Origin of the sequence: Jiangella sp. DSM 45060, from assembly GCF_900105175.1 — a bacterium.
Classification (GTDB): Bacteria; Actinomycetota; Actinomycetes; order Jiangellales; family Jiangellaceae; genus Jiangella.
In genome coordinates, this window is sequence record NZ_LT629771.1 from 2,361,360 (window position 1) to 2,381,017 (window position 19,658).

Annotated in this window: 23 protein-coding genes and 4 tRNA genes; 14 read left to right on the top strand and 13 right to left on the bottom strand. The window is 73.7% G+C overall.

Annotation, left to right across the window (positions count from 1 at the left end; genetic code table 11):
• The first annotated feature begins 143 nt into the window (after positions 1-143).
• Genes BLU82_RS10575 through BLU82_RS10585 form a run of 3 tightly spaced genes read left to right on the top strand, consistent with a single transcriptional unit; the run spans position 144 to position 2,891 of the window.
• Positions 144-566, top strand: a complete 423-nt coding sequence (locus BLU82_RS10575; protein WP_092619504.1) for a DUF6220 domain-containing protein — start codon at positions 144-146, stop codon at positions 564-566.
• A complete protein-coding gene (locus tag BLU82_RS10580; protein ID WP_197682860.1) occupies positions 563-2,668 on the top strand; it encodes a multicopper oxidase family protein in 2,106 nt (701 codons plus the stop codon). Before BLU82_RS10575 ends, BLU82_RS10580 begins: the two co-directional genes overlap by 4 nt.
• Positions 2,655-2,891, top strand: coding sequence for a hypothetical protein (locus BLU82_RS10585; RefSeq protein ID WP_092619507.1), 237 nt, complete (start codon positions 2,655-2,657; stop codon positions 2,889-2,891). Before BLU82_RS10580 ends, BLU82_RS10585 begins: the two co-directional genes overlap by 14 nt.
• A 62-nt stretch (positions 2,892-2,953) precedes the next feature.
• Here BLU82_RS10585 and cobA read toward each other — a convergent pair whose 3' ends face one another.
• From cobA to BLU82_RS10600, 4 genes are read right to left on the bottom strand one after another with little or no spacing between them, the layout of a single operon-like run.
• Entirely contained in the window at positions 2,954-4,147 is a 1,194-nt protein-coding gene (gene cobA / locus BLU82_RS10590; RefSeq protein WP_092619510.1) for a uroporphyrinogen-III C-methyltransferase, read from the bottom strand.
• Positions 4,147-4,842, bottom strand: coding sequence for a phosphoadenylyl-sulfate reductase (locus BLU82_RS10595; RefSeq protein WP_092619513.1), 696 nt, complete (start codon positions 4,840-4,842; stop codon positions 4,147-4,149). Before BLU82_RS10595 ends, cobA begins: the two co-directional genes overlap by 1 nt.
• On the bottom strand, positions 4,839-4,997 hold the full coding sequence (locus BLU82_RS34705) for a hypothetical protein (protein ID WP_172885570.1): 159 nt from the start codon (positions 4,995-4,997) through the stop codon (positions 4,839-4,841). The genes BLU82_RS10595 and BLU82_RS34705 overlap by 4 nt, the downstream gene beginning before the upstream one ends.
• Positions 4,997-6,661, bottom strand: coding sequence for a nitrite/sulfite reductase (locus tag BLU82_RS10600; protein WP_092619516.1), 1,665 nt, complete (start codon positions 6,659-6,661; stop codon positions 4,997-4,999). The genes BLU82_RS34705 and BLU82_RS10600 overlap by 1 nt, the downstream gene beginning before the upstream one ends.
• Positions 6,662-6,990: 329 nt before the next feature.
• Here BLU82_RS10600 and BLU82_RS10605 point away from each other — a divergent pair, with 329 nt between their 5' ends.
• The 3 genes from BLU82_RS10605 to BLU82_RS10615 all read left to right on the top strand — a co-directional run bounded on the left by BLU82_RS10605 (position 6,991) and on the right by BLU82_RS10615 (position 8,718).
• On the top strand, positions 6,991-7,371 hold the full coding sequence (locus BLU82_RS10605) for a hypothetical protein (RefSeq protein ID WP_092619519.1): 381 nt from the start codon (positions 6,991-6,993) through the stop codon (positions 7,369-7,371).
• 112 nt (positions 7,372-7,483) lie between these two features.
• Positions 7,484-8,143 (top strand): TetR/AcrR family transcriptional regulator, encoded by a 660-nt coding sequence (locus tag BLU82_RS10610; protein ID WP_172885571.1) that lies wholly within the window; start codon positions 7,484-7,486, stop codon positions 8,141-8,143.
• Entirely contained in the window at positions 8,140-8,718 is a 579-nt protein-coding gene (locus tag BLU82_RS10615; protein ID WP_092619523.1) for a DUF2867 domain-containing protein, read from the top strand. The genes BLU82_RS10610 and BLU82_RS10615 overlap by 4 nt, the downstream gene beginning before the upstream one ends.
• Positions 8,719-9,082: 364 nt before the next feature.
• Here the strand turns inward: BLU82_RS10615 and BLU82_RS10620 are convergent, their stop codons facing one another.
• Positions 9,083-10,867: an acyl-CoA dehydrogenase family protein gene (locus BLU82_RS10620; protein ID WP_092619526.1), complete on the bottom strand. Its 1,785-nt coding sequence runs from the start codon at positions 10,865-10,867 to the stop codon at positions 9,083-9,085.
• A gap of 205 nt (positions 10,868-11,072) precedes the next feature.
• Here BLU82_RS10620 and rsgA point away from each other — a divergent pair, with 205 nt between their 5' ends.
• Complete coding sequence (rsgA, locus tag BLU82_RS10625; RefSeq protein ID WP_172885572.1) at positions 11,073-12,128, top strand: ribosome small subunit-dependent GTPase A; 1,056 nt, start codon at positions 11,073-11,075, stop codon at positions 12,126-12,128.
• A gap of 105 nt (positions 12,129-12,233) precedes the next feature.
• On the opposite strand, the gene BLU82_RS10630 is transcribed toward rsgA, so the two are convergent.
• Complete coding sequence (locus BLU82_RS10630) at positions 12,234-12,611, bottom strand: SdpI family protein (RefSeq protein ID WP_157740799.1); 378 nt, start codon at positions 12,609-12,611, stop codon at positions 12,234-12,236.
• A gap of 88 nt (positions 12,612-12,699) precedes the next feature.
• Here BLU82_RS10630 and BLU82_RS10635 point away from each other — a divergent pair, with 88 nt between their 5' ends.
• Positions 12,700-13,176, top strand: a complete 477-nt coding sequence (locus BLU82_RS10635; RefSeq protein WP_092625689.1) for a pyridoxamine 5'-phosphate oxidase family protein — start codon at positions 12,700-12,702, stop codon at positions 13,174-13,176.
• Between the two features lie 9 nt (positions 13,177-13,185).
• Positions 13,186-13,836 (top strand): bifunctional 2-polyprenyl-6-hydroxyphenol methylase/3-demethylubiquinol 3-O-methyltransferase UbiG, encoded by a 651-nt coding sequence (locus BLU82_RS10640; protein ID WP_092619529.1) that lies wholly within the window; start codon positions 13,186-13,188, stop codon positions 13,834-13,836.
• Here BLU82_RS10640 and BLU82_RS10645 read toward each other — a convergent pair.
• Positions 13,793-14,245 (bottom strand): hypothetical protein, encoded by a 453-nt coding sequence (locus BLU82_RS10645; protein WP_092619532.1) that lies wholly within the window; start codon positions 14,243-14,245, stop codon positions 13,793-13,795. The genes BLU82_RS10640 and BLU82_RS10645 overlap by 44 nt on opposite strands.
• Before the next feature lie 80 nt (positions 14,246-14,325).
• Between BLU82_RS10645 and BLU82_RS10650 the strand changes: the two genes are divergently transcribed.
• On the top strand, positions 14,326-14,928 hold the full coding sequence (locus tag BLU82_RS10650; protein ID WP_092619535.1) for a dihydrofolate reductase family protein: 603 nt from the start codon (positions 14,326-14,328) through the stop codon (positions 14,926-14,928).
• An 8-nt stretch (positions 14,929-14,936) separates the two neighbouring features.
• On the opposite strand, the gene BLU82_RS10655 is transcribed toward BLU82_RS10650, so the two are convergent.
• Entirely contained in the window at positions 14,937-15,278 is a 342-nt protein-coding gene (locus BLU82_RS10655) for a helix-turn-helix domain-containing protein (RefSeq protein ID WP_092619538.1), read from the bottom strand.
• 58 nt (positions 15,279-15,336) lie between these two features.
• On the opposite strand from BLU82_RS10655, the gene BLU82_RS10660 reads away from it, so the two are divergent.
• Complete coding sequence (locus BLU82_RS10660; RefSeq protein WP_197682861.1) at positions 15,337-15,966, top strand: hypothetical protein; 630 nt, start codon at positions 15,337-15,339, stop codon at positions 15,964-15,966.
• Positions 15,967-16,022: 56 nt separating this feature from the next.
• Here the strand turns inward: BLU82_RS10660 and BLU82_RS10665 are convergent.
• From BLU82_RS10665 to BLU82_RS10675, 3 genes are all read right to left on the bottom strand, one after another.
• Positions 16,023-16,097 (bottom strand) — tRNA-Val (locus tag BLU82_RS10665).
• Positions 16,098-16,111: 14 nt separating this feature from the next.
• Positions 16,112-16,182 (bottom strand) — tRNA-Cys (locus BLU82_RS10670).
• A gap of 26 nt (positions 16,183-16,208) precedes the next feature.
• A tRNA-Gly gene (locus tag BLU82_RS10675) sits at positions 16,209-16,281 on the bottom strand.
• Between the two features lie 91 nt (positions 16,282-16,372).
• Here BLU82_RS10675 and BLU82_RS10680 point away from each other — a divergent pair.
• Positions 16,373-17,377: a chorismate-binding protein gene (locus BLU82_RS10680; protein ID WP_092619541.1), complete on the top strand. Its 1,005-nt coding sequence runs from the start codon at positions 16,373-16,375 to the stop codon at positions 17,375-17,377.
• A complete protein-coding gene (locus tag BLU82_RS10685; RefSeq protein ID WP_092619544.1) occupies positions 17,371-18,207 on the top strand; it encodes an aminotransferase class IV in 837 nt (278 codons plus the stop codon). The genes BLU82_RS10680 and BLU82_RS10685 overlap by 7 nt, the downstream gene beginning before the upstream one ends.
• Positions 18,208-18,213: 6 nt before the next feature.
• Here the strand turns inward: BLU82_RS10685 and BLU82_RS10690 are convergent, their stop codons facing one another.
• Together BLU82_RS10690 and BLU82_RS10695 are read right to left on the bottom strand one after the other, a co-directional pair.
• Complete coding sequence (locus BLU82_RS10690) at positions 18,214-18,771, bottom strand: CGNR zinc finger domain-containing protein (protein WP_092619547.1); 558 nt, start codon at positions 18,769-18,771, stop codon at positions 18,214-18,216.
• Positions 18,772-18,866: 95 nt separating this feature from the next.
• Entirely contained in the window at positions 18,867-19,286 is a 420-nt protein-coding gene (locus BLU82_RS10695) for an SsgA family sporulation/cell division regulator (protein WP_092619551.1), read from the bottom strand.
• Positions 19,287-19,385: 99 nt separating this feature from the next.
• On the opposite strand from BLU82_RS10695, the gene BLU82_RS10700 reads away from it, so the two are divergent.
• Positions 19,386-19,457, top strand: a tRNA-Val gene (locus BLU82_RS10700).
• Positions 19,458-19,658: the final 201 nt, after the last annotated feature.

Here is a 19,658-nt window from a genome sequence, read left to right on the forward strand (position 1 = left end):
ACGCCGGCGGGCGTAGCCGGCGGCGGCCGGAGTACGCAGATCTGCGTACTCGGAGCCGTTCCGGAGCGGACGACCCGCACCCCCGCACGGGCGAATGATCACACCCGAGGTCCGGCGACGTCGCCGGCCCGGAGGGAGCGATCATGCGTAAGGTCTTCCTCGGCTTCGCGGTGCTGGTGCTCGCGGCGGTCGTGGTGCAGTTCTATCTGGCGGCGGTCGGCGCGTTCGACACCGCGCCCAACGACGAGGCGTTCGACGCCCACGCCATCCTCGGCACGGTGATCCTGCTGCTCGCGGTGCTGGCGACGATCACGGCGGCGGTGGCCAAGCTCGGCGGGCGGCTGATCGGCATGACGGCCGGGATCGCCGGCCTCGTGCTGCTGCAGAGCCTGATCCGGGTGCTCGCGGACGCGCTGAACGACTCCGGCGACACGTCGTCGACCGCCGGCACGCTGGTGTTCGGGCTGCACGCCCTGAACGGGCTGGCGATCCTGGGTCTGAGCGCCCGTGTGCTCGCCGAGGCGCGCCGTCCGGCGGCGACCCAGCAGCCGCCCGTCGCGGCGTGAGCACCGGCCAGCTGGTCGTCCTCGATCACGTCGTCGCGGTCCTGACGGCGGCGCTCTGGCTGGCCGCGGGCGCGGTGGCGGCGGCCGGCCGGACGCGGGTGGCGCTGGGGCTGGCGGCGGGCGGCGTGCTGGCCGTCGCCGGACGACTGACGCTGGTGGGGGTGCTGGCCGATCGCGGCTGGTGGTTCGTCCAGGAGAAGGTGCTGGTGGGCGTGCCGCTGCTGGTCGTGACGGTGGCGGCCGCGGCGGTGCTGGCGGGACGGCCGCTGCTGCGCGGCGGCGACCTGCCGCCGGCGGCGGTGACGTCGCTGTTCGCGGTGGGCTACGCGGCGCTGGCCGGGTTCGTCGTGACGTACGTCGGCGGCTATCCGCTGACGTGGAGCGTCGCCCTGCTCGCGCTGGCGGGCGTCGGCGGTGCGGTGCTGGTGACGGCGCAGGCGGTGACGGGGCCAGCGGTGGCGTCGGCGGAGGCTGCGTCGGGGCAGGTCGCGGCGGCGTCGCGGACGTTGTCGGTGCCCGCCCGTAGGGTGGGTGCCCTCCCAGCCGGGCGGGGACCGAACCCGGCGGAACAGCAGGCCGCGGCGGAACAGCAGGCCGCAGCGGAACAGCAGGCAGCGGCGGAACAGCCGGCCGCAGCGGAACAGCAGAGCGCAGCCGAGCAGCCGGCCGCAGCCGAGCAGCCGGCCGCTGGCGGGCCGCTGACCCGGCGCCGGTTCCTCGGCGTCGCGGCCGCCGGAGCCGGAGCGGCCGGAATCGGGCTGGCGTTCGTCCGGGCGCCGTCGGCCGACGCGGGCGGGGGAGCGGCCGCCGTTCACCCGGCCGAGCACGGCACGCCCGTCACCGACCTGCGCGGCCCCACGACGCCGGCCGCCGGTGGCGGCGTCCAGACCTACAGCGTCACGGCGCGACGCTCTGCCGTCGCGCTGACGTCGGGGCGGGAGGTCGACGCGTGGACGTTCGACGGCCGGCTGCCCGGGCCGCCGCTGACCGCCGTGCAGGGCGACCTCGTCGAGGTGACGCTGCGCAACGAGGACATCGACGACGGCGTCACGATCCACTGGCACGGCTACGACGTCGCGTGCGGCGAGGACGGCGCGCCCGGCGCCACGCAGGACGTCGTCGCGGCCGGCGCGGAGTTCGGCTACCGGTTCCGGGCCGACCAGGCCGGCACGTTCTGGTACCACACACACCAGGTGTCGCACATCGGTGTGCGGCGCGGCCTGTTCGGCACGCTGGTCGTCACCCCGCGCGACGCCGCGCCCGACGACGTCGACCTCGTCCTGCCGGTGCACACCTACGACGGCGTGCTGGCCATCGGCGACGACGACGGCGTGCTGGAGCCGGACGCCGCGCCGGGGGCGTCGGTTCGGCTGCGGCTGCTGAACACCGACTCCGAGCCGCACCGGTTCGGGCTGGCCGGGACGGCGTTCCGGCTGGCCGCGGTCGACGGGCGCGACGTGCACGAGCCCGGCGAGGTGTCCGAGCGGGCGCTGCGGCTGCCCGCGGGCGGCCGGTACGACCTCACGTTCACGATGCCGGACGGGCCGGTGGCGCTGACGGTGGACGGCGACGTTCGGCTGCGCCTGGGCGGCGACTCCGACCCGTCGACGGGCGGCTGGCCGGAGCTGGACCCGCTGCACTACGGCGGGCCGGACGACGTCCCGTTCACCCTGGACACCGAGTACGACCGGCACTTCACCATGGTGCTGGACCGCGGCGCGGCGATGGTCGACGGCCGTCCGGCGTTCGCCCAGACGGTGAACGGCCGCGGCCACCCGTCCATCCCGGAGCAGCTGGTGGCCGAGGGCGACCTCGTCCGCTTCACCGTCGTCAACCGCAGCCTCGAGACGCACCCGTGGCACCTGCACGGCCACGGCGTCCTCGTGCTGGCCCGCGACGGCCGCGCGGCGACCGGCAGCCCGCTGTGGGTCGACACCTTCGACGTCCGGCCGGGCGAGGTGTGGGACGTCGCGTTCGAGGCGAACAACCCGGGCGTCTGGATGAACCACTGCCACAACCTGCCGCACGCCGAGCAGGGCATGATGCTGCGGCTGCGCTACGACGGCGTCACCGCGGTGGGGGGCGGCCATGCAGGGCACTGAGGAACGGCTGCGCCGCCGCAGCGACGCGATCATCGGGCGCGAGCTGACCCGGCTGGCCGGCCGGGCTCGCACCCTCGGCCCGCGCGACCTCGCCGTCGTCGAGGAGGCCCTCAACGACCTCGTCGAGCACCTCGTGCTGGCCCGCCTGCGCGCCGTCCCGCACCGCGCCGCCGAGGTCGAGCGGCTCTTCGACGACGGGCTCGGGGCGCGGCCACCGAGCTGAATCGGCCGGCTGCGGGCGGGTCACTCAGCCCGCAACCGGCCGTTCGATCGAAGATACAGGATCTAATCTGTCGTGACTAGGGTGCTCGCGAGCGCTGCGACGTCGCCGACGACGATGACGGCCGGCGGCTGGGCGCCGGCCTCGGCGGCTGCCGCCGCGATGCCGGAGAGCGGCGCCGTCGTCACCCGCTGGCCCGGGCCGAAGCCGTCCTCGACGACGGCCGCGGGGGTGCCGGGGTCCATCCCGTGCGCGACGAGTTGCGCGGCGGTGTCGGCGAGCAGGCTGACGCCCATGAGGAAGACCAGCGTGCCCTCGGTGCCGGCGAGGTGGGCCCAGTCGAGGCCCTCGTGCCCGGAGACGACGGTGAACTGCTTGGCCAGTCCGCGGTGCGTCACGGGGATCCCGGCGGCCGCCGGCACGGCGACCGCGCTGGTGACGCCGGGGACGACCTCGACGGGGACGCCGGCGGCCCGGCAGGCGGCCACCTCCTCGCCGCCGCGGCCGAGCACGAACGGGTCGCCGCCCTTGAGCCGGACGACCTGCCGGCCGGCCTGGGCGTGCTCGACCAGGATGCGGTTGATCTCGTGTTGCGGGACCGGGTGGTGGCCGGGGGTCTTGCCGACGTCGATGACCTCGACGTCGTCGTCCAGCTCGGCCAGCAGCGCGCGCGGCCCCAGCCGATCGACCACGACGACGTCGGCGGCGGCCAGCAGCTGACGGCCACGGGTGGTGATCAGCCCGGTGTGGCCGGGCCCGCCGCCCACGAGGGCGACGCGGCCCCGTCCGTCCGGCCGGGAGCGGCGCAGTGGCAGCTCGCCGGTCTCCAGGGCGGTCTGCACGGCGTTGCGCAGCCGGACGGCGCGCCGGGGGTCGCCGCCCGCCGTCACCGCCACCAGCACGTCGCTGACCCGCGCCACGGCCGGCGTCCACGCGGACGAGCGCGCGGCGTCGTCGGCGCGCACGCACCAGGTGCGCTGGGCGTCGGAGGCCGCGGCGACGGCGTTGTCGACCCGGGGATCGCCGGTCGCGGTGTGCACCAGCCAGGCGCCGTCGAGATCGCCGGCGGCGTAGTCGCGCGGCGACCAGGTGACCCGTCCGGCCGCGACCAGCTCGGCCAGCGGCTCGCACAGGTACGGCGCCACAACGTGCACCTCGGCGCCGGCGTCGACCAGCGGCGTCGCGCGGCGGGCGGCGACCGGGCCGCCGCCGACGACGACGACCCGCCGGCCGGCGACGTCGAGCTGCACCGGGTACATCAGATGTTGATCCCGCACTCGGTCTTCGACGAGCCCGACCAGCGGCCGGCGCGCGCGTCCTCGCCGGGCGCGACCGGGCGGGTGCACGGCTCGCAGCCGATGGACAGGAAGCCCAGCTCGCGCAGCGGGTTGACCAGGATGCTGTGCTGCTCGACGTACGCGTCGACCTGCTCGTCGGTCCAGGTGGCCAGCGGGTTCACCTTGACCTTGCCGCGTTTGGGGTCCCAGGCGACGACCGGCGTGTTGGCGCGGGTCGGCGACTCGGAGCGGCGCACGCCGCCGGCCCAGGCGTCGTACGGCTTGAGCGCGCGGTCCAGCGGCCACACCTTGCGGATGGCGCAGCACAGGTCGGAGTCGATCTCGTACAGCTTCCCGTACTCGGCCTCGTGCTCCGGGACGCGCAGCGGGTGCGTGATCGTCTCGACCTCGACGTCGTACGTCGCCGCGATGGCGTCGCGGGTGCCGATGGTCTCGGCGAAGTGGTAGCCGGTGTCGAGGAACAGCACCTTGATGCCCGGCACCGCCGTCGATGCCACGTGCGACAGCACGCCGTCGGCCATCGAGGCCGTGATGGCGAACCGGTCGCCGAAGGTCTCGTGCGCCCAGCGGACGATCTCGCCGGCCGGCGCGTCCTCCAGGTTCCGGGCCGCGTCCAGCGCGAGCGCCTCGAGGGAGTTCGTCGGGCAGAGGGTCATCCTGCGCTCCTTCTGGTCGAGAGGCCGAGCAGTTTCACCGCGAACACCCGCAGACAGGACCGGCACTCCCACGCGCCGTGCGGCTCCTCCACCGGGTGGAGGTCCTCGTCCGCACAGAACGGGCAGTGCATGATCGCGGCCCTGGTCTCGCTCATTACTGCAGCGCCTCCTCGTCGGCGCGGGCCACCCACTGGGCGAAGCGCTCGCCGTCGGTGCGCTGATCGATGAAGCGCCGGACGACGCGCTCCACGTACTCGGGCAACTCCGCCGTCGTCACCTTCAGGCCGCGCAGCTTCCGGCCGAAGCCGGCGTCCAGGCCGAGGCCGCCGCCGAGGTGCACCTGGAATCCCTCCTCGCCCTTGACGATCTGGCCCTTGAGGCCGATGTCGGCCACCTGGATGCGGGCGCACGAGTTCGGGCAGCCGTTGAGGTGCAGCGAGATCGGCACGTCCAGCTGGTCGGTGAGGTCGGCCAGCCGCTGCTCCAGCTGGGCGATGGTGTCGACGGCGAGCTGCTTCGTCTCGACGATGGCCAGCTTGCAGTACTCGAGGCCGGTGCAGGCCATCGTGCTGCGGCGGAACACGCTCGGCCGCGCCTGCAGCCCGATCGCGTCGAGCGCCGTCACCAGCGACTCGACCTGGTCGCCGTCGACGTCGAGGATGACGAGCTTCTGGTGCGGCGTCGTGCGCAGCCGGCCCGACCCGTGCGCCTCGACGACGTCGGCCAGCTTGCTCAGCATGGTGCCGGACACCCGACCGACCAGCGGCGCGACGCCGACGTAGAACCGGCCGTCCTTCTGCTCGTGGACGCCGACGTGGTCGATCGGCTCGACGTGCGGCGGGGGAGGCGGGCCGTCGATCAGCTTGCGGCCCAGGTACTCGTCGCTCTCCAGGACTTCCCGGAACTTCTCCGGGCCCCAGTCGTCGACGAGGAACTTCAGCCGCGCGCGGTGCCGCAGCCGGCGGTAGCCGTAGTCGCGGAAGATGCCGGTGACGCCGGCCCAGACCTCCGGCGCCTCCTCCAGCGGCACCCACGCGCCGAGCCGGACGGCCAGCTTCGGGTTCGTCGACAGCCCGCCGCCGACCCAGAGGTCCAGGCCGGGGCCGTGTTCGGGGTGGTTCACGCCGACGAACGCGATGTCGTTCGCCTCGTGCACGATGTCGGGCAGCCCGCTCAGCGCCGACTTGAACTTGCGCGGCAGATTCGAGAACTCCGCCGACCCGATGTAGCGGCGCTGGATCTCCTCGACCGCCCACGTCGGGTCCAGCACCTCGGCGGCGCTGATGCCGGCGACGGGGGAGCCCAGGATCACCCGCGGCACGTCACCGCAGGCCTCCGTCGTGCTGAGCCCGACGGCCTCCAGCTTCTCCCAGATCACCGGCACGTCCTCGACCCGGATCCAGTGCAGCTGGATGTTCTGCCGGTCGGTGACGTCGGCGGTGTCGCGCGCATACGTCGTCGAGATCTCGGCGACCGTGCGCAGCTGCTCCAGGCTGAGCGCGCCGCCGTCGATGCGCACCCGCAGCATGAAGTACTCGTCGTCCAGCTCGTGCGGTTCCAGCACCGCCGTCTTCCCGCCGGGGATGCCGGGGCGGCGCTGCGTGTAGAGGCCCCACCAGCGGAACCGTCCGCGCAGGTCCTGCGGGTCGATGCTGGCGAACCCGCGCTTGCTGTAGATGGTCTCGATCCGCTTGCGGACGTTGAGGCCGTCGTCGTCCTTCTTGACCCGCTCGTTCGGGTTCAGCGGCTCCAGGTGGCCGAGGGCCCACTGCCCCTGGCCCTTGGGGCGCTTGGGGGCCGGCGTCTGCGTAGGCGACATGTGCAGTGCAGTCCTCGAGGGGTCGGGGACGCACGGTGCGTTACGGCTCGGGACCGGGTGCCCGGGGTGCCTGCCGGCGCGACCGCGCGCCCGGCTGGTGAATCCGGGGCGGTCAGAACGCCAGACAGAGCATGCTGTCCATGCGGCCGTAGTCGACGTGACGCCGACTCACGAGCAGCAGTGGAATGACGGACAACATGCAGAGCATCGTGCCATGCGCACTTTCCCGCCGCGAACGGCATGTCCATCATTCGGGCAATCTTGTCTTGCATGGCGAGATTCCATAGTGATTGAGTAGGTTTTAATGCGGCGCCTGTAGGGTCGGCGCCGTGTTACGACTCCTGCGCCCCGTCGTCCTGCTCGCCGCTGGTGTCCTGGCGCTGACGGCTTGCTCCGAACAGCTCGACCAGGGTCTCAACGACCTCGCCGCCACCGCCCTCGAGGACGCCGTCGCGCGGCAGCTGTCCGACGCCGGCGTGACGTTGTCGAGCGGCCCTGACTGCTCCACCGACCTGTCCCGCTCCGGCACGTCGCTGTCCGGCGACGCCTCCTGCACCGGCACCGCGTCGGACGGGCGGGCGGTCCGCGCCGACTTCGACGGCACCCTGTCCAGCTCCGGCTGCACCGGCTCCCTCGGCGTCTTCGTCGACGACGAAGCCATCGCCCAGGTCGACGAGATTCCCGACTGCTCGGTGAACGTCCAGTTCTGATCGCCGGCCGGGCGCCCGTTCTCCTCGTCGGGCGCCCGCGCCGCCGTCGTTCGCCGGCCCCGAGTGAAGGCCGGCGGGCGCCGTTGTAACATACATTCATGAACGTATGTAGGTGGCCGGTCGCGTGACGCCGGCGCGGAGGAACGCCGGGGATCGCCTTACACAGGCCGATCGCCGGGCGCGTAGCCGCGACGCGCTGCTGGAGGCGGCCGCGCGGGGGCTGTCGCGCTACGGATACGGGCACCTCTCGCTGGAGCGAGTCGCCCGCGACGCCGGATACACGCGCGGCGCGCTGTATCACCAGTTCAAGGACAAGCAGGATCTCGCGCTCGCCGTCATCGACTGGGGCATCGGAACCTGGGAGCACGAGGTCGGCCGGCTCGTCGAGCAGGAGACCGAGCCCGTCGCGGCGCTCCTGACGCTGGCCCGGGGCCACGCCGTGTACTGCCGTCGCGACATCGCCCGGATGGCGATCGCGTTGCGGCTGGAGTTCAGCGGCCAGGACCATCCGGTCGGGCGTGAGATCGAGCGCGGCTACGAGGCGCTGGTCTGTCTCTGCGAACGGCTCATCGACGAGGGGCGATCGGCCGGCGCGATCGCGCCGACGCCGACGCCGACTCGGACACTGGCGCTGGCGTTCATCGGCGCCCTGGAAGGGACGGTCATCGCGCTGGCCGGCCAGGACCCGCACGACGAGCTGATCGCACCGCGCGCCGTCGCCGGTGTGCTCGGACTCGACCCGGCAACGACCGTACGGAGGACCGCCCCATGAAGCTGCCCGACTCCGCCCACACGTCCCGGCCCTGGCGCATCCACGAGATCGCCCCCGACTTCCGCCTCTACGACGTCTGGGCGCTGCCGACGCCCGGCGGCCCGGACGATTTCGCCCGGCTGGTGCGGCAGTCGGCCACCGGCGACACGTCCGGCAGCCCCTCGCGGGTGGCTCGCGCGCTGTTCGCGATCAGGTGGAAGCTCGGCGAGTGGTTCGGCTGGGACGACCCCGAGGCCGGCGTCGGCGGCCGGGTCGCGACGCTGCGCGACCGGTTGCCGGACGACCTGCGCGATGGCCCGGCCGGCCCCGAGTTCGACCGGCTCCCGTTCAGGTCCGTCTTCCTGACCGCCGACGAGTGGGCCGCCGAGCTCGCCAACCGCACCGTCCACGCCGTGATGCACCTGACCTGGGTCGAAGACGGCGACGGCGGGCACCGCGGCCAGATGGCCGTGCTGGTGAAGCCCAACGGCTGGTTCGGGCGCGCGTACATGGGACTCATCGCGCCGTTCCGCCACCTGTTCGTGTACCCGCCGCTGATGCGCCAGATCGACCACGACTGGCGCACGGCTCCCTAGCACCGAGCAGCGGGGCGCCTACTCGGAGGCGTGGCCGGTCGCCGGCTCCACGGGACGGCTGGAGGCCTGGTGCTGGCAGTCGCACCAGGACCGGCCCTTCTCGTGCGCCGGGCAGTCCTCATGGCGTTGTTCGCCGCATGCTGAGCAGATCATGGCGCCTCCGGGGTCGCTCGACTGACGGGACGACGAACGCAGTGACCGCGACCGGGGCTGACGGAAGGGCGCGGACCGCTGCCGAGACAGCGTGGATCGCCGTGACCGCTGCGGACCTGGGCAGCCTGACGGTCGCGCGGCGTGGAAGGCGGACACCGCGATGCCGGGCCGGCGGCGCAGGTCGTGGTGTCTTCGGGTGGTCCGGTAGACGTCATGGCGCCCCCGGGGTCGCTCGGTCGACGATCGCGGCGGTGTCGAGGCCGGCGGGCAGCGCGCCGTAGACGCCGTGGCGGGCGTCGAGGCGACTGGCGCAGAACGCGTCGGCGACGGCGGGCGGGGCGAACCGCACCAGCAGGCTGGCCTGCAGCAGCACCGCCATCTGCCCGGCCAGCACCCGCGCCTGCCCTGCTGCGCCGGCTCCGTCGACGCCGGCTGCGGCGGTACGGACCCCGACTCCGGCGCCGCCCGCCTCGGCAGCGCTGACACGGCCGTCGCCGACGTCGCCGCCACGACGGCCGCCGTCGGGGTGGGAGGCGCCGGCACGGCCGGCCGGCGCGCGGAGGCCGCCGCGATCGCCGGCCATCAGGGTGGCCGTGACCCCGGCCAGCGCGTCGTCGAGGCGGCGGTCGTGGCCCTTCGCGGCCTCGACCTCCGCGCGCCAGGCGGCGACGGCGTCGGGCTCGCGGGCGAGCACGCGCAGGAGATCGAGTGCCTGAATGTTGCCCGCCCCCTCCCAGATCGAGTTCAGCGGCGCCTCGCGATACAACCGCGGCATCGCGCTCTCTTCGACGTACCCGTTGCCGCCCAGACACTCCAGCGCCTCGGCGACCGCGCCCGGCGTCCGCTTGCACACCCAGTACTTCGCCAGCGGCAGCCCGATGCGCCGCAACGCCCGCTCGTGCGGATCGTCGGCGGCGTCGACGGACGCGGCGAGGCGCATGGCGAGGGCGGTGGCCGCCTCGGACTCGACGGCGAGGTCGGCGAGGACGGCGCGCATCAGCTCGGAGTCGGCGAGCCGGGCGCCGAACGCGGACCGGTGCGCCGCATGCCACGTGGCCTCGGCGACCGAGCGGCGCAGCAGCGCGGCCGACCCGAGCACGCAGTCGAGCCGGGTGGCGGCGACCATCTCGATGATCGTGGCCACGCCGCGGCCTTCGTCGCCCAGCCGCTGCGCCAGCGCTCCGTCGAGCTCGATCTCGGCCGACGCGTTCGCGCGGTTGCCCAGCTTGTCCTTGAGCCGCTGCAGCCGCACCGCGTTGCGGCCGCCGTCGTCGAGGACGCGGGGGAGGACGAAGCACGTCAGCCCTCCCGGCGCCTGCGCGAGCACCAGGAACACGTCGTTCATGGGCGCCGAGCAGAACCACTTGTGGCCGGTGAGGCGGTACCACCCGTCGCCGGCCGGCTCGGCGCGCGTGGTGTTGGCGCGGACGTCGGAGCCACCCTGCTTCTCCGTCATGGCCATGCCGGCCAGCGCGCCGGCCTTCGCCGCGGGCGGACGCAGGCCGGGATCGTACGCCGGCGACGTCAGCAGCGGCTCCCACCCGGCGGCGACGGAGGCGTCGGTGCGCAGCGCCGGGACCGCGGCGTACGTCATGGACACCGGACACAGATGGGCCGCCTCGAGCTGGCTCCACACCAGGAACTTCGCGGCCCTGACGGCGTGCGCGCCCGGCTCGGGCGACGCCCACGGCGCCGCGTGCAGCCCGTGCTCGACGGCGGTGGCCATGAGCCGGTGCCATGAGGGGTGGAAGTCGACCTCGTCGACGCGGTGACCGTAGCGGTCGTGCGTGCGCAGGACCGGCCCGTTCGCGTCCGCCTCGCGAGCCCACCGCTGCGCCTCGGCCGACCCCGCCAGCCGCCCGAGCGCGCGCAGCTCGGCCCGCCCGGCGGCGGGCGCGTGGCGGCCGAACGCCTCGACGAGCGCGGCGTCGGCGCCGAACACGTCGTAGCCGGTGAGCGGCGGCGGCTGATTGGTGACCTCGTGTGTCGCTTCCACGAGATCAACGGTAGACCGGGCGGGCGGTTATTCGCTGGCCGCGAAGGCCCGCCTGTGGATAACGTGACGATCGTCGTCAGGCTGTGGACAACGGAGGAGGTGAGTAGGCATGCACGCGATCAGATCCGTTCGCTCCACTACTCTCCGGCCCGCACGCCGCCGCTGACACCGTCGAGCGTGAGGCCGCACCCGAAGAAGGTCTCACATGTCTGCTTCCCAGCAACGCCTGCTCGACCTGGGCTGGACGCCCGAGGTCGGCCGGGCCTTCCGTCCCTACCGGGGCGCCCACCGGCTGGCCCGGGTCTGCCGCGTCGACCGCGGCGGCGCCCAGCTCGCCGGCGGCATGGGCGCCGTCCGCGCCTCGTTCGGGGGCGACGTGCTGCGCTCGGTCGCCGCCGACCGCATGGCGCTGCCCGCCGTCGGCGACTGGGCCGCGGTCCGCGACTGGCCCGACGACCGGGTCACGCTCGAGGCGGTGCTCCCGCGGCGGACGGCGATCGTGCGCGACAGCGCCGACCGGACGTCACACGGCCAGGTCGTCGCGGCGAACGTGGACGTCGTGGTGATCGTCGAGCACCTCGATCCCGACCCCGACCTCGGCCGCATCGAACGGCTGCTGGTGCTGGCGTGGGGGAGCGGCGCGCAGCCGGTCGTCGTCCTCACCAAGCCCGATCTCGTTCCCGACCCGGACGGCATGCGCGCCGAGGTCGCCGAGGTCGCGCCCGGCGTCGAGATCCTGCTGGTCAGCGGGGTGTCCGGGACGGGGGCGGACGAGCTCGGCGGGCTGCTGCGCAACGGCCGGACGCTGGCGCTGGTCGGACCGTCCGGCGCGGGCAAGTCGACGCTCACCAATGTGCTGGCCGGTGTGTCGCTCATGCCGACGGGCGCCGTCCGAGCCCGCGACGGCCGCGGCCGGCACACCACCACCCGTCGCGAGCTGGTCGTCCTGCCCGGCCGTGGTGTCCTGATCGACACACCGGGTCTGCGCGCCGTCGGTCTGGTCGCCGACGACGCCGCCGTCGCCGGCGCGTTCGCGGACGTCGAGGAGCTGGCGGCGCGCTGCCGGTTCCGCGACTGCGCCCACGTGGCCGAGCCCGGCTGCGCCGTCCTGCTCGCGGTCGAGGACGGGGAGCTGGACGAGGACCGGCTCGCGCGGTGGCGCAAGCTGCGCCGCGAGGCCGAGCTGAACGCGGCCCGCCGGACGCCCGGCCACCGGCGCGCCGTCATCGCCGACCTGGAGGCGAAGCGGCACCGGCGCTGACCCGCGGGCGACGACAACGGGCGGCGGGCGCGCACGGACGACGGCGGCCACGCGGGACACCGTCAACGGGAGCGCGGCGCGCCCGTCAGCGCGGGGCCGGCGCCGTCACCGCGAGCGGGCGTCGTCGCTGGCGACGCGGGCCGCGACGACGCCGCGCCGGGCGCCGATCAGCACGCACACCAGCAGCACGCCCACCCCGGCCAGCACCGGGACCGCCAGCAGCCCTTCCGGGTCGGCCGGCACGACGAACACGGCGAGCGCCGCGACGACCGCCGCCCACCCACCCGCCTCGGTAGCGGGCCGGGCCGCCCGGTGCGCCGCCAGCCAGGCGTCGTCGCTGGCGAGGGTCGCCTGGGTGCGGACGCCGGCCCAGTAGTTGCGCCGCAGCCGGCCGGACGCCGTCGCCCGGGCCATCCATACGATCGCCGCGCCCGACGCCGCCACGATGGCCGCCAGCAGCAGCCGGACCCCCACCAGTTCCATGCCGCCCATTCTCCCGCAGGTGGTTGTCGGCGCCACGACCGTCGGCCAGGATGGCGACGCGGGCACGCACAGCTCGATCGGGGACGCCATGACGCTCGAAGACACCGCACGCCACGTCATCGACACCACGCGGTACATGAGTCTCGGCACCGTCGACCCGGACGGCCGCGCCCGCGTGTCGCCCGTCTACTACGCGCCCGACGGCTACGACGTCGTCTACTGGATGTCGGTGCCCGAGGCGCAGCACTCGCAGAACATCGTGCGCCGGCCCGAGGTGAGCATGGTGATCTACGACTCCACCCAGCCGCTCGGCAGCGACGTCCGCGCCGTCTACCTGAAGGCCACCGCCGGCCGGGTCCCGGACGACGAGCTGGCGGCGTGCGCCCCGGTGGCGTGCCGGGCGCGGTTCCCGGAGCGGACCGAGCCGTTCCCCGTCGAGTGGCTCTACCCGCCCGAGCGGTTGCGGCTGTGGCGGGCGCGGGTGACGGAGCACTCGGTGCACGTGCGGGGGAGCGACCCCGAGTACGGCACGGGGATCGACTCGCGGCGCGTCGTTGCGCTATGAAGTGGTGTCATGGGCTGCTGTGATCCGCGCGGCTGCGACCGCATGTTCACGTCCGGGTTCGCCCGCCACGTCGCCCGGCGCTACCGCAAGCGCGGGCTCGACCGCACGGCGGCGCGCATGGTCGCGTTCCTGCAGCAGCGCGGCATCGAGGGCGCGACGGTGCTCGAGATCGGCGGCGGGGTCGGCGAGATCCAGGTCGAGCTGCTGCGCCGCGGCGCCGCGTCCGCCGTCGGCCTCGAGCTGTCGCCGTCCTACCGCGATGAGGCCGCCCGGCTGCTCGCGGACGCGGGGCTGACGGGGCGCGCGCAGTACCGCGTCCACGACATCGCCGCCGACCCCGCCGGCGCGCCCGCCGCCGACGTCGTCGTGCTGCACCGGGTGGTGTGCTGCTACCCGGACTACGAGCGGCTGCTCGCGGCCGTGGCCGACCACGCGGGCCGGCTGGTGGTGTTCAGCCACCCGCCGCGCAACCTGGCCGGACGGGTCTTCGTCGGGGTGACGAACCTGGTGATGCGGCTGCGGCGGGAGCAGTACCGCGCGTTCGTCCACCCGCCGCGGGCCATGCTCGACGTGCTGCGGGAGCGGGGGCTGCGCCCGGCGTACGCGCACCGCGGGCTCACGTGGCAGGTCGCCGGTCTGGAGCGGAGCGGTCCGGCCTGACCGGCTCGTGGAGCACCCAGTCGCCGGGGTAGGCGTACGGCACGGCCACGACCTGGACGGCGTCCTCGTAGACGACGCGGCCGGGGCTCGTGGTGGTCAGCTCGACCCAGGGGACGGCGTACCGGTCGAGCAGGGCGAGGTACCCGGACACGAACTCGAGCAGCTCGCCGGCCGGGTCCTTGAACCAGGCCCGCGCGCCGGGGTTGAGGTCGCGGTCGTAGCAGTGCGGATCGGCGGCGGACGGGTCCGCGTGCAGGTCGTAGGCCCGGCGGTTCGCGGCCCGCAGCCAGGCGTGGTCGTCGGCGTCGAGCAGGCCGTGCTCGGCCAGGCCGTTGGCGAGGGCGAAGACGCCCGGATACGTTCCGCGCCGGTTCGGAACGGCGCTCTGATAGCGGCGGAACCTCGGCATGCGGCGGCAGCCTACCGATGAGTTCGCCCGCCCCGCCCGGTCAGCACAGCAACGATCCGATGGCCGAGAGAGGACGAGGAATGTCTGACGTGTACCTGACCATGGCGATGTCGCTCGACGGGTTCATCACCGGGCCGGACGACAACGCCGAGAACCCCGCGGGCACCAACGGGATGCGGCTGATGAACTGGCTCGGCGGCGGGGCCGAGCCCGGCGCGGACGGACCCCAGGCGTATCGGCCCAAGCATCCCCACAGCCAGCAGGTGTTCGACGAGAGCATGGCCACCGGCGCCGTGATCGCCGGACGGCGGACCGCGGACTTCGCCGGCTACTGGGGCGGCGACCACCACAACGGGGTGCCGATCTTCGTGCCGACGCACCAGCCGCCGGCCGAGAACCCGTACGAGCGGGTGCATTACGTCACCGACGGCATCGCCTCCTGCGTCGAGCAGGCCAAGCAGGCCGCCGGGGGCAGCGACGTGATGATGCACGGCGCCTACACCGGCCAGGAGGCCCTGAAGGCCGGCGTCCTGGACCGGATCGAGATCCAGCTCCGGCCGGTGCTGCTCGGGCGCGGCCGGCGACTGTTCGACGGGCTCCCGTCCGAGCACACGGACCTCGAACTGGTGCGCACGCTGGAGGACCCAGGCGTCCTGCACCTGCGCTACGCGGTGCGTAGGTAGCTCGCGGGCTACGCGAGGGCGGCGGCGCAGCTCATGGCGTCGCCCGGAGTGGTCTCGCCGTGGGTGCGGGCCAGGTGGGCCTCGCCCCAGGCACGGACGTGCTCGACGACCGGCAGCACCGTCGTGCCGTACGGGGTGAGCCGGTAGATGACCGGCGCCGGCACGGGCCCGGTCTCGACCCGCTCGACCAGCCCGTCGGCCTCGAGCTCGCGCAGCTGCTCGGCCAGCACCTTCGGGGTGATCGGCGCGCCCCGGCGGCGCAGGCCGGCGAAGTGGCACTCGCCGTGGGCCAGCCAGTACAGCAGCGTCAGCTTCCACTTCCCGCCGACGGCGGCGAACGCCGCGGCCATCGGGCAGCCGGGGAGGGGGTTGGGGCGCGCCGGCGAGGGGTTACCTGGAGGTGCCTTCTTGTTCACGGGCATGCTCGGCTCCGATATTCGCAGCATGAACACTCACGGGAAGATCACCATGCCACAGCGGCGGTTCGTGGTCGCGTGCCTGTCGCTGCTCGCGCTCACCGCCGGCGCGGCGTCGGGCGAGGCCGCGCCGACGCCGTCAACGAGCGCCGTCACGGACGGACAGCACGACTTCGACTGGGAGATCGGCACCTGGCGCTCGCACGTGCGGGTCCTCGCCGAGCCGCTCTCGGAGTCCCCGGACGAGTGGCTCGGCTTCGAGGGCACGAGCGTCGTCAGTCCGCTGATGGACGGCCGGTCGAACGTCGTCGAGTTCGACGTGCGGGGGCCGGCCGGGCGGATCGAGGCGCTCAACCTGCGGCTGTACGAGCCCCAGGCCGATCGCTGGAGCCTGACCTTCGTCAACCTGCGCGACGGGCTGCTCGCGCCGGCCGTGTACGGCGGCTTCCACGACGGGGTGGGCGAGTTCTACGGCGACGACCAGCTCGACGGACGCCCGATCGAGGTGCGCTTCCGCATCGTCCGGCAGGGACCGGACAAGGCGAGGTTCGAGCAGGCCTTCTCCGACGACGGCGGGCAGACGTGGGAGACGAACTGGATCGTGGTGGACAAGCGGATCTGACCGGCGACCCTCGAACATGCGAAAGGCCCCACCGCGTGGGTGGGGCCTGATTCGCGTGGTGGGCGATACTGGGATTGAACCAGTGACCTCTTCCGTGTCAGGGAAGCGCTCTCCCGCTGAGCTAATCGCCCGGGATTTCGTACCGAGGTGGAGACGGGATTTGAACCCGTGTAGACGGCTTTGCAGGCCGTTGCCTCGCCTCTCGGCCACTCCACCGTGATGAGGGCCAGAGCCCCGCTCCGAGCGGACGACGGGACTCGAACCCGCGACCCTCACCTTGGCAAGGTGATGCGCTACCAACTGCGCTACGTCCGCACTGCATCGGGCCGGTTTCCCGGAACCGCGGTGCGGGTGAAACATTAGCCCATCGAAGCCGCCGTCGCCAAACGCGGTAGCGTCGCGTGTTGTGGACGAGCCCCCGGGACCCCTGGCCCACCTCGGCGGGAAGCTGGCCACCGGGCTGGCGGAGGTGTCGTCCGACCTGCGGGTCCTCGACGGATCCGGGCGGTGGGCCGTGGTCGTCACGTTCGAGGGCGAGGTCGTGTGCGCCCGGTTCGACCACTGGGAGGACGCGCCGCTGCCGCCGGCCGGACGGCGCTGGAACGGGCCCGCTGCCGCCGCCTGGACGTCGTCGCTGGACCGCGACGGCTACCTCGGCGCCGTCCGCGACGTGCGGGAACGCATCGCGGCCGGGACGGTGTACCAGGTCAACGTGTGCCGGGTGCTCGAGGCGGCGCTGCCGGACGGGACGGACGATCTTCTGCCGCTGGCGAACATCCTGAGCGACCGGCACGACGCGCCGTTCGCGGGCGCCGTCCTGCTGCCGGACCTGCAGGTCGTGACGGCGTCGCCGGAGCTGTTCCTGCGCCGCCGCGGCGACCAGGTGACGTCGTCGCCGATCAAGGGGACCGGACGGACCGCCGCCGACCTCACCGGGAAGGACGGCGCCGAGAACGTCATGATCGTCGACCTCGTCCGCAACGACCTCTCCCGCGTGTGCGTCACCGGCAGCGTCGCCGTCGACGAGCTGCTCAGCGTCGAGAAGCACCCCGGCCTGGTGCACCTGGTGTCGACGGTGCGCGGGCGGCTGCTGCCCGGCGCCGGGTGGGCGGAGCTGTTCGCCGCGACGTTCCCGCCCGGGTCGGTGTCCGGCGCGCCGAAGTCGACGGCGCTGCGGGCGATCGCCGACCTCGAGCCGGCGCCGCGCGGCCCGTACTGCGGCGCCGTCGGCTGGGTCGACGCCGGGACGGGGGAGGGCGAGCTGGCGGTCGGCATCCGGACGTTCTGGGCGCAGGGCGGCGTGCTGCGGTTCGGGACCGGCGCCGGCATCACGTGGGGCTCCGATCCGGACCGGGAATGGGCCGAGACGGAGCTGAAGGCGGAGCGCCTCGTAGGCTTGGCCTCGTGCTGACTTGGGTGAACGGGGAGCTGCTGGACGAGTCCGAGGCGACCGTCAGCGTGTTCGACCACGGCCTCACGGTGGGCGACGGCGTCTTCGAGACGGTGAAGGTCGTCGGCGGCGTGTCGTTCGCGCTGGGCCGCCACCTCGCCCGGCTCGGCCGCTCCGCCGCCGGGCTGGGCCTGCCGGCGCCCGACCCCGTCGAGGTGGTCAAGGCCTGCGAGCAGGTCGCGGCGCAGGCCACCGGCGACGCCGTCCACCGGCTGCGCATCACCTATACCGGTGGCGTCGCGCCGCTCGGCTCGCAGCGCGGCGACGCCGGCCCGACCCTCGTCATCGCGCTCGCGCCGGCCGCGCCGCAGCCCGACGTCGCGACGGTGGCGGTGGTGCCGTGGCCGCGCAACGAGCGGGGTGCCCTGGCCGGCCTCAAGACCACGTCGTACGCCGAGAACGTCATCGCGCTCGACCGCGCCGCGGCCGCCGGGGCCGGCGAGGCGCTGTGCGCCGACACCCGCGGCCGGCTCTGCGAGGGCACCGGCAGCAACGTGTTCGTCGTCGTCGGCGGCCGGTTGCTGACGCCGTCGACGGCCACGGGCTGCCTCGCGGGCGTCACCCGCGACCTCGTCATCGAGTGGTGCGACGCCGCCGAGGCCGACCTCGACCTCGGTGTGCTCGACACCGCCGACGAGATCTTCCTCACGTCGACGACGCGCGACGTGCAGGCCGTGTCGGCCGTCGTCTGGGACGACGGGCGGCGGCGCGAGCTGCCCGCGCCCGGCCCCGTCACCGTACAGGCGGCGGCGACGTTCGCCGCGCGGGCGGGCGCCGACCCCGAGCCGTAGCCGCGCTCAGACGGCGGCGGCGCGCTGCCGCTCGCGGTACGCGGCGACGTGCAGGCGGTTGCCGCAGGTGCGGCTGTCGCAGTAGCGCTTCGAGCGGTTGCGCGAGAGGTCGACCAGGACGCGTCCGCAGTCGGGCGCCGAGCACACCTGCAGCCGCTCCTGCTCGCCCGCGACCACGACGAACGACAGCGCCATGCCCGCGTCGATGAGCAGGTGCTCGGCCGGCGCCGCGCCGGGAGCGAAGTAGTGGGTGTGCCAGTCGTAGCCGTCGTGGTTCGTCAGCCGCGGGCATACGCGCGTGCCGTCGAGCAGCCCGTTCACGAGGTCGGCGGCCTCGGCGGTGTCGACGGCCTCGAAGATCGAGCGCAGCCGCGGCCGCAGCGCGCGGACGGCGCGGAGGTCGGCCTCGGTGATGGTGGGCAGATCGCTGATCTTGTACCCGTCGATGAACGACCGCAACGAACCGACGTCGGGCAGCCCTTCGCTGCCGCCCGCTGCCGGATCTGAGTTCACCAGATCGACGACAACCTCGAGCGAGTGTTCGACGTCGTGGCTGAAGGTCACGTGCCTGCCCTTACCTCGGATACCTGGGTCGCAAGTGCTGACGACCGTAATCCACCGTTGCGCGGGGCACAACAGGCGAGGGACACGTGGTGAGGTCAGGTACGGTCCAGCAGGGAGTCGAGGACGGCGTCGATGCTGAGCAGCCGCCCTTCGATCCCCGTCGGCACCAGCGCCCACGTCTGGACCAGGAAGTCCTCGACCGCCGACGCCGGCGCCTCCAGCACCGCGTCGCCGTCGGGGGAGCGCAGCCGCAACCGCACCGTCGGCGTGCCGTGGGGATCGAGGGCCGGCCAGACGTTGATGTCGCCGCGCCCGCTCGCCTCGTCGAGCCCGGCGCTGAGCAGATCGCGGGCGAACACCCACGGCACCGGCTCGCGCGCCGTGGTGTCGAACACCGCCGTGACCGCCAGCGGGTCGGTGGCGCTGTAGCGCAGCTCCGCCTGGATATACCGCTCGCCGTCACCCTCGTCGAGCAGGCGCAGGGCCAGAGGGTACGAGATGGTCGACGCGCTCATGGCCAGTAGTGTCAGCCCATTCCGGACATCGCGCAACGCGAAACTCAGGCGGTGGTTTCCGTCGCGGCCCGGCGGTGCGGTATGGTTCTGCTCGCGCCCGGGCGATTAGCTCAGCGGGAGAGCGCTTCGTTCACACCGAAGAGGTCACTGGTTCGATCCCAGTATCGCCCACCCAGGTCAGCCCCTATTGTGATCATCACGCCTCAGGCTTTCGCGGGCGTTTGTGTGACATCTGTGTGATGATCTTGGTCGATCGGTGCGACAGGCTTGTCTGAGTCGCCGGGCGGCCGACCCATTGATCAGATCGTTCCAATCCGTTCGCAATGGTCCTGGGTGGGGGGCGGGGCCGGCAGCCGGACGCTTCGACTGCAG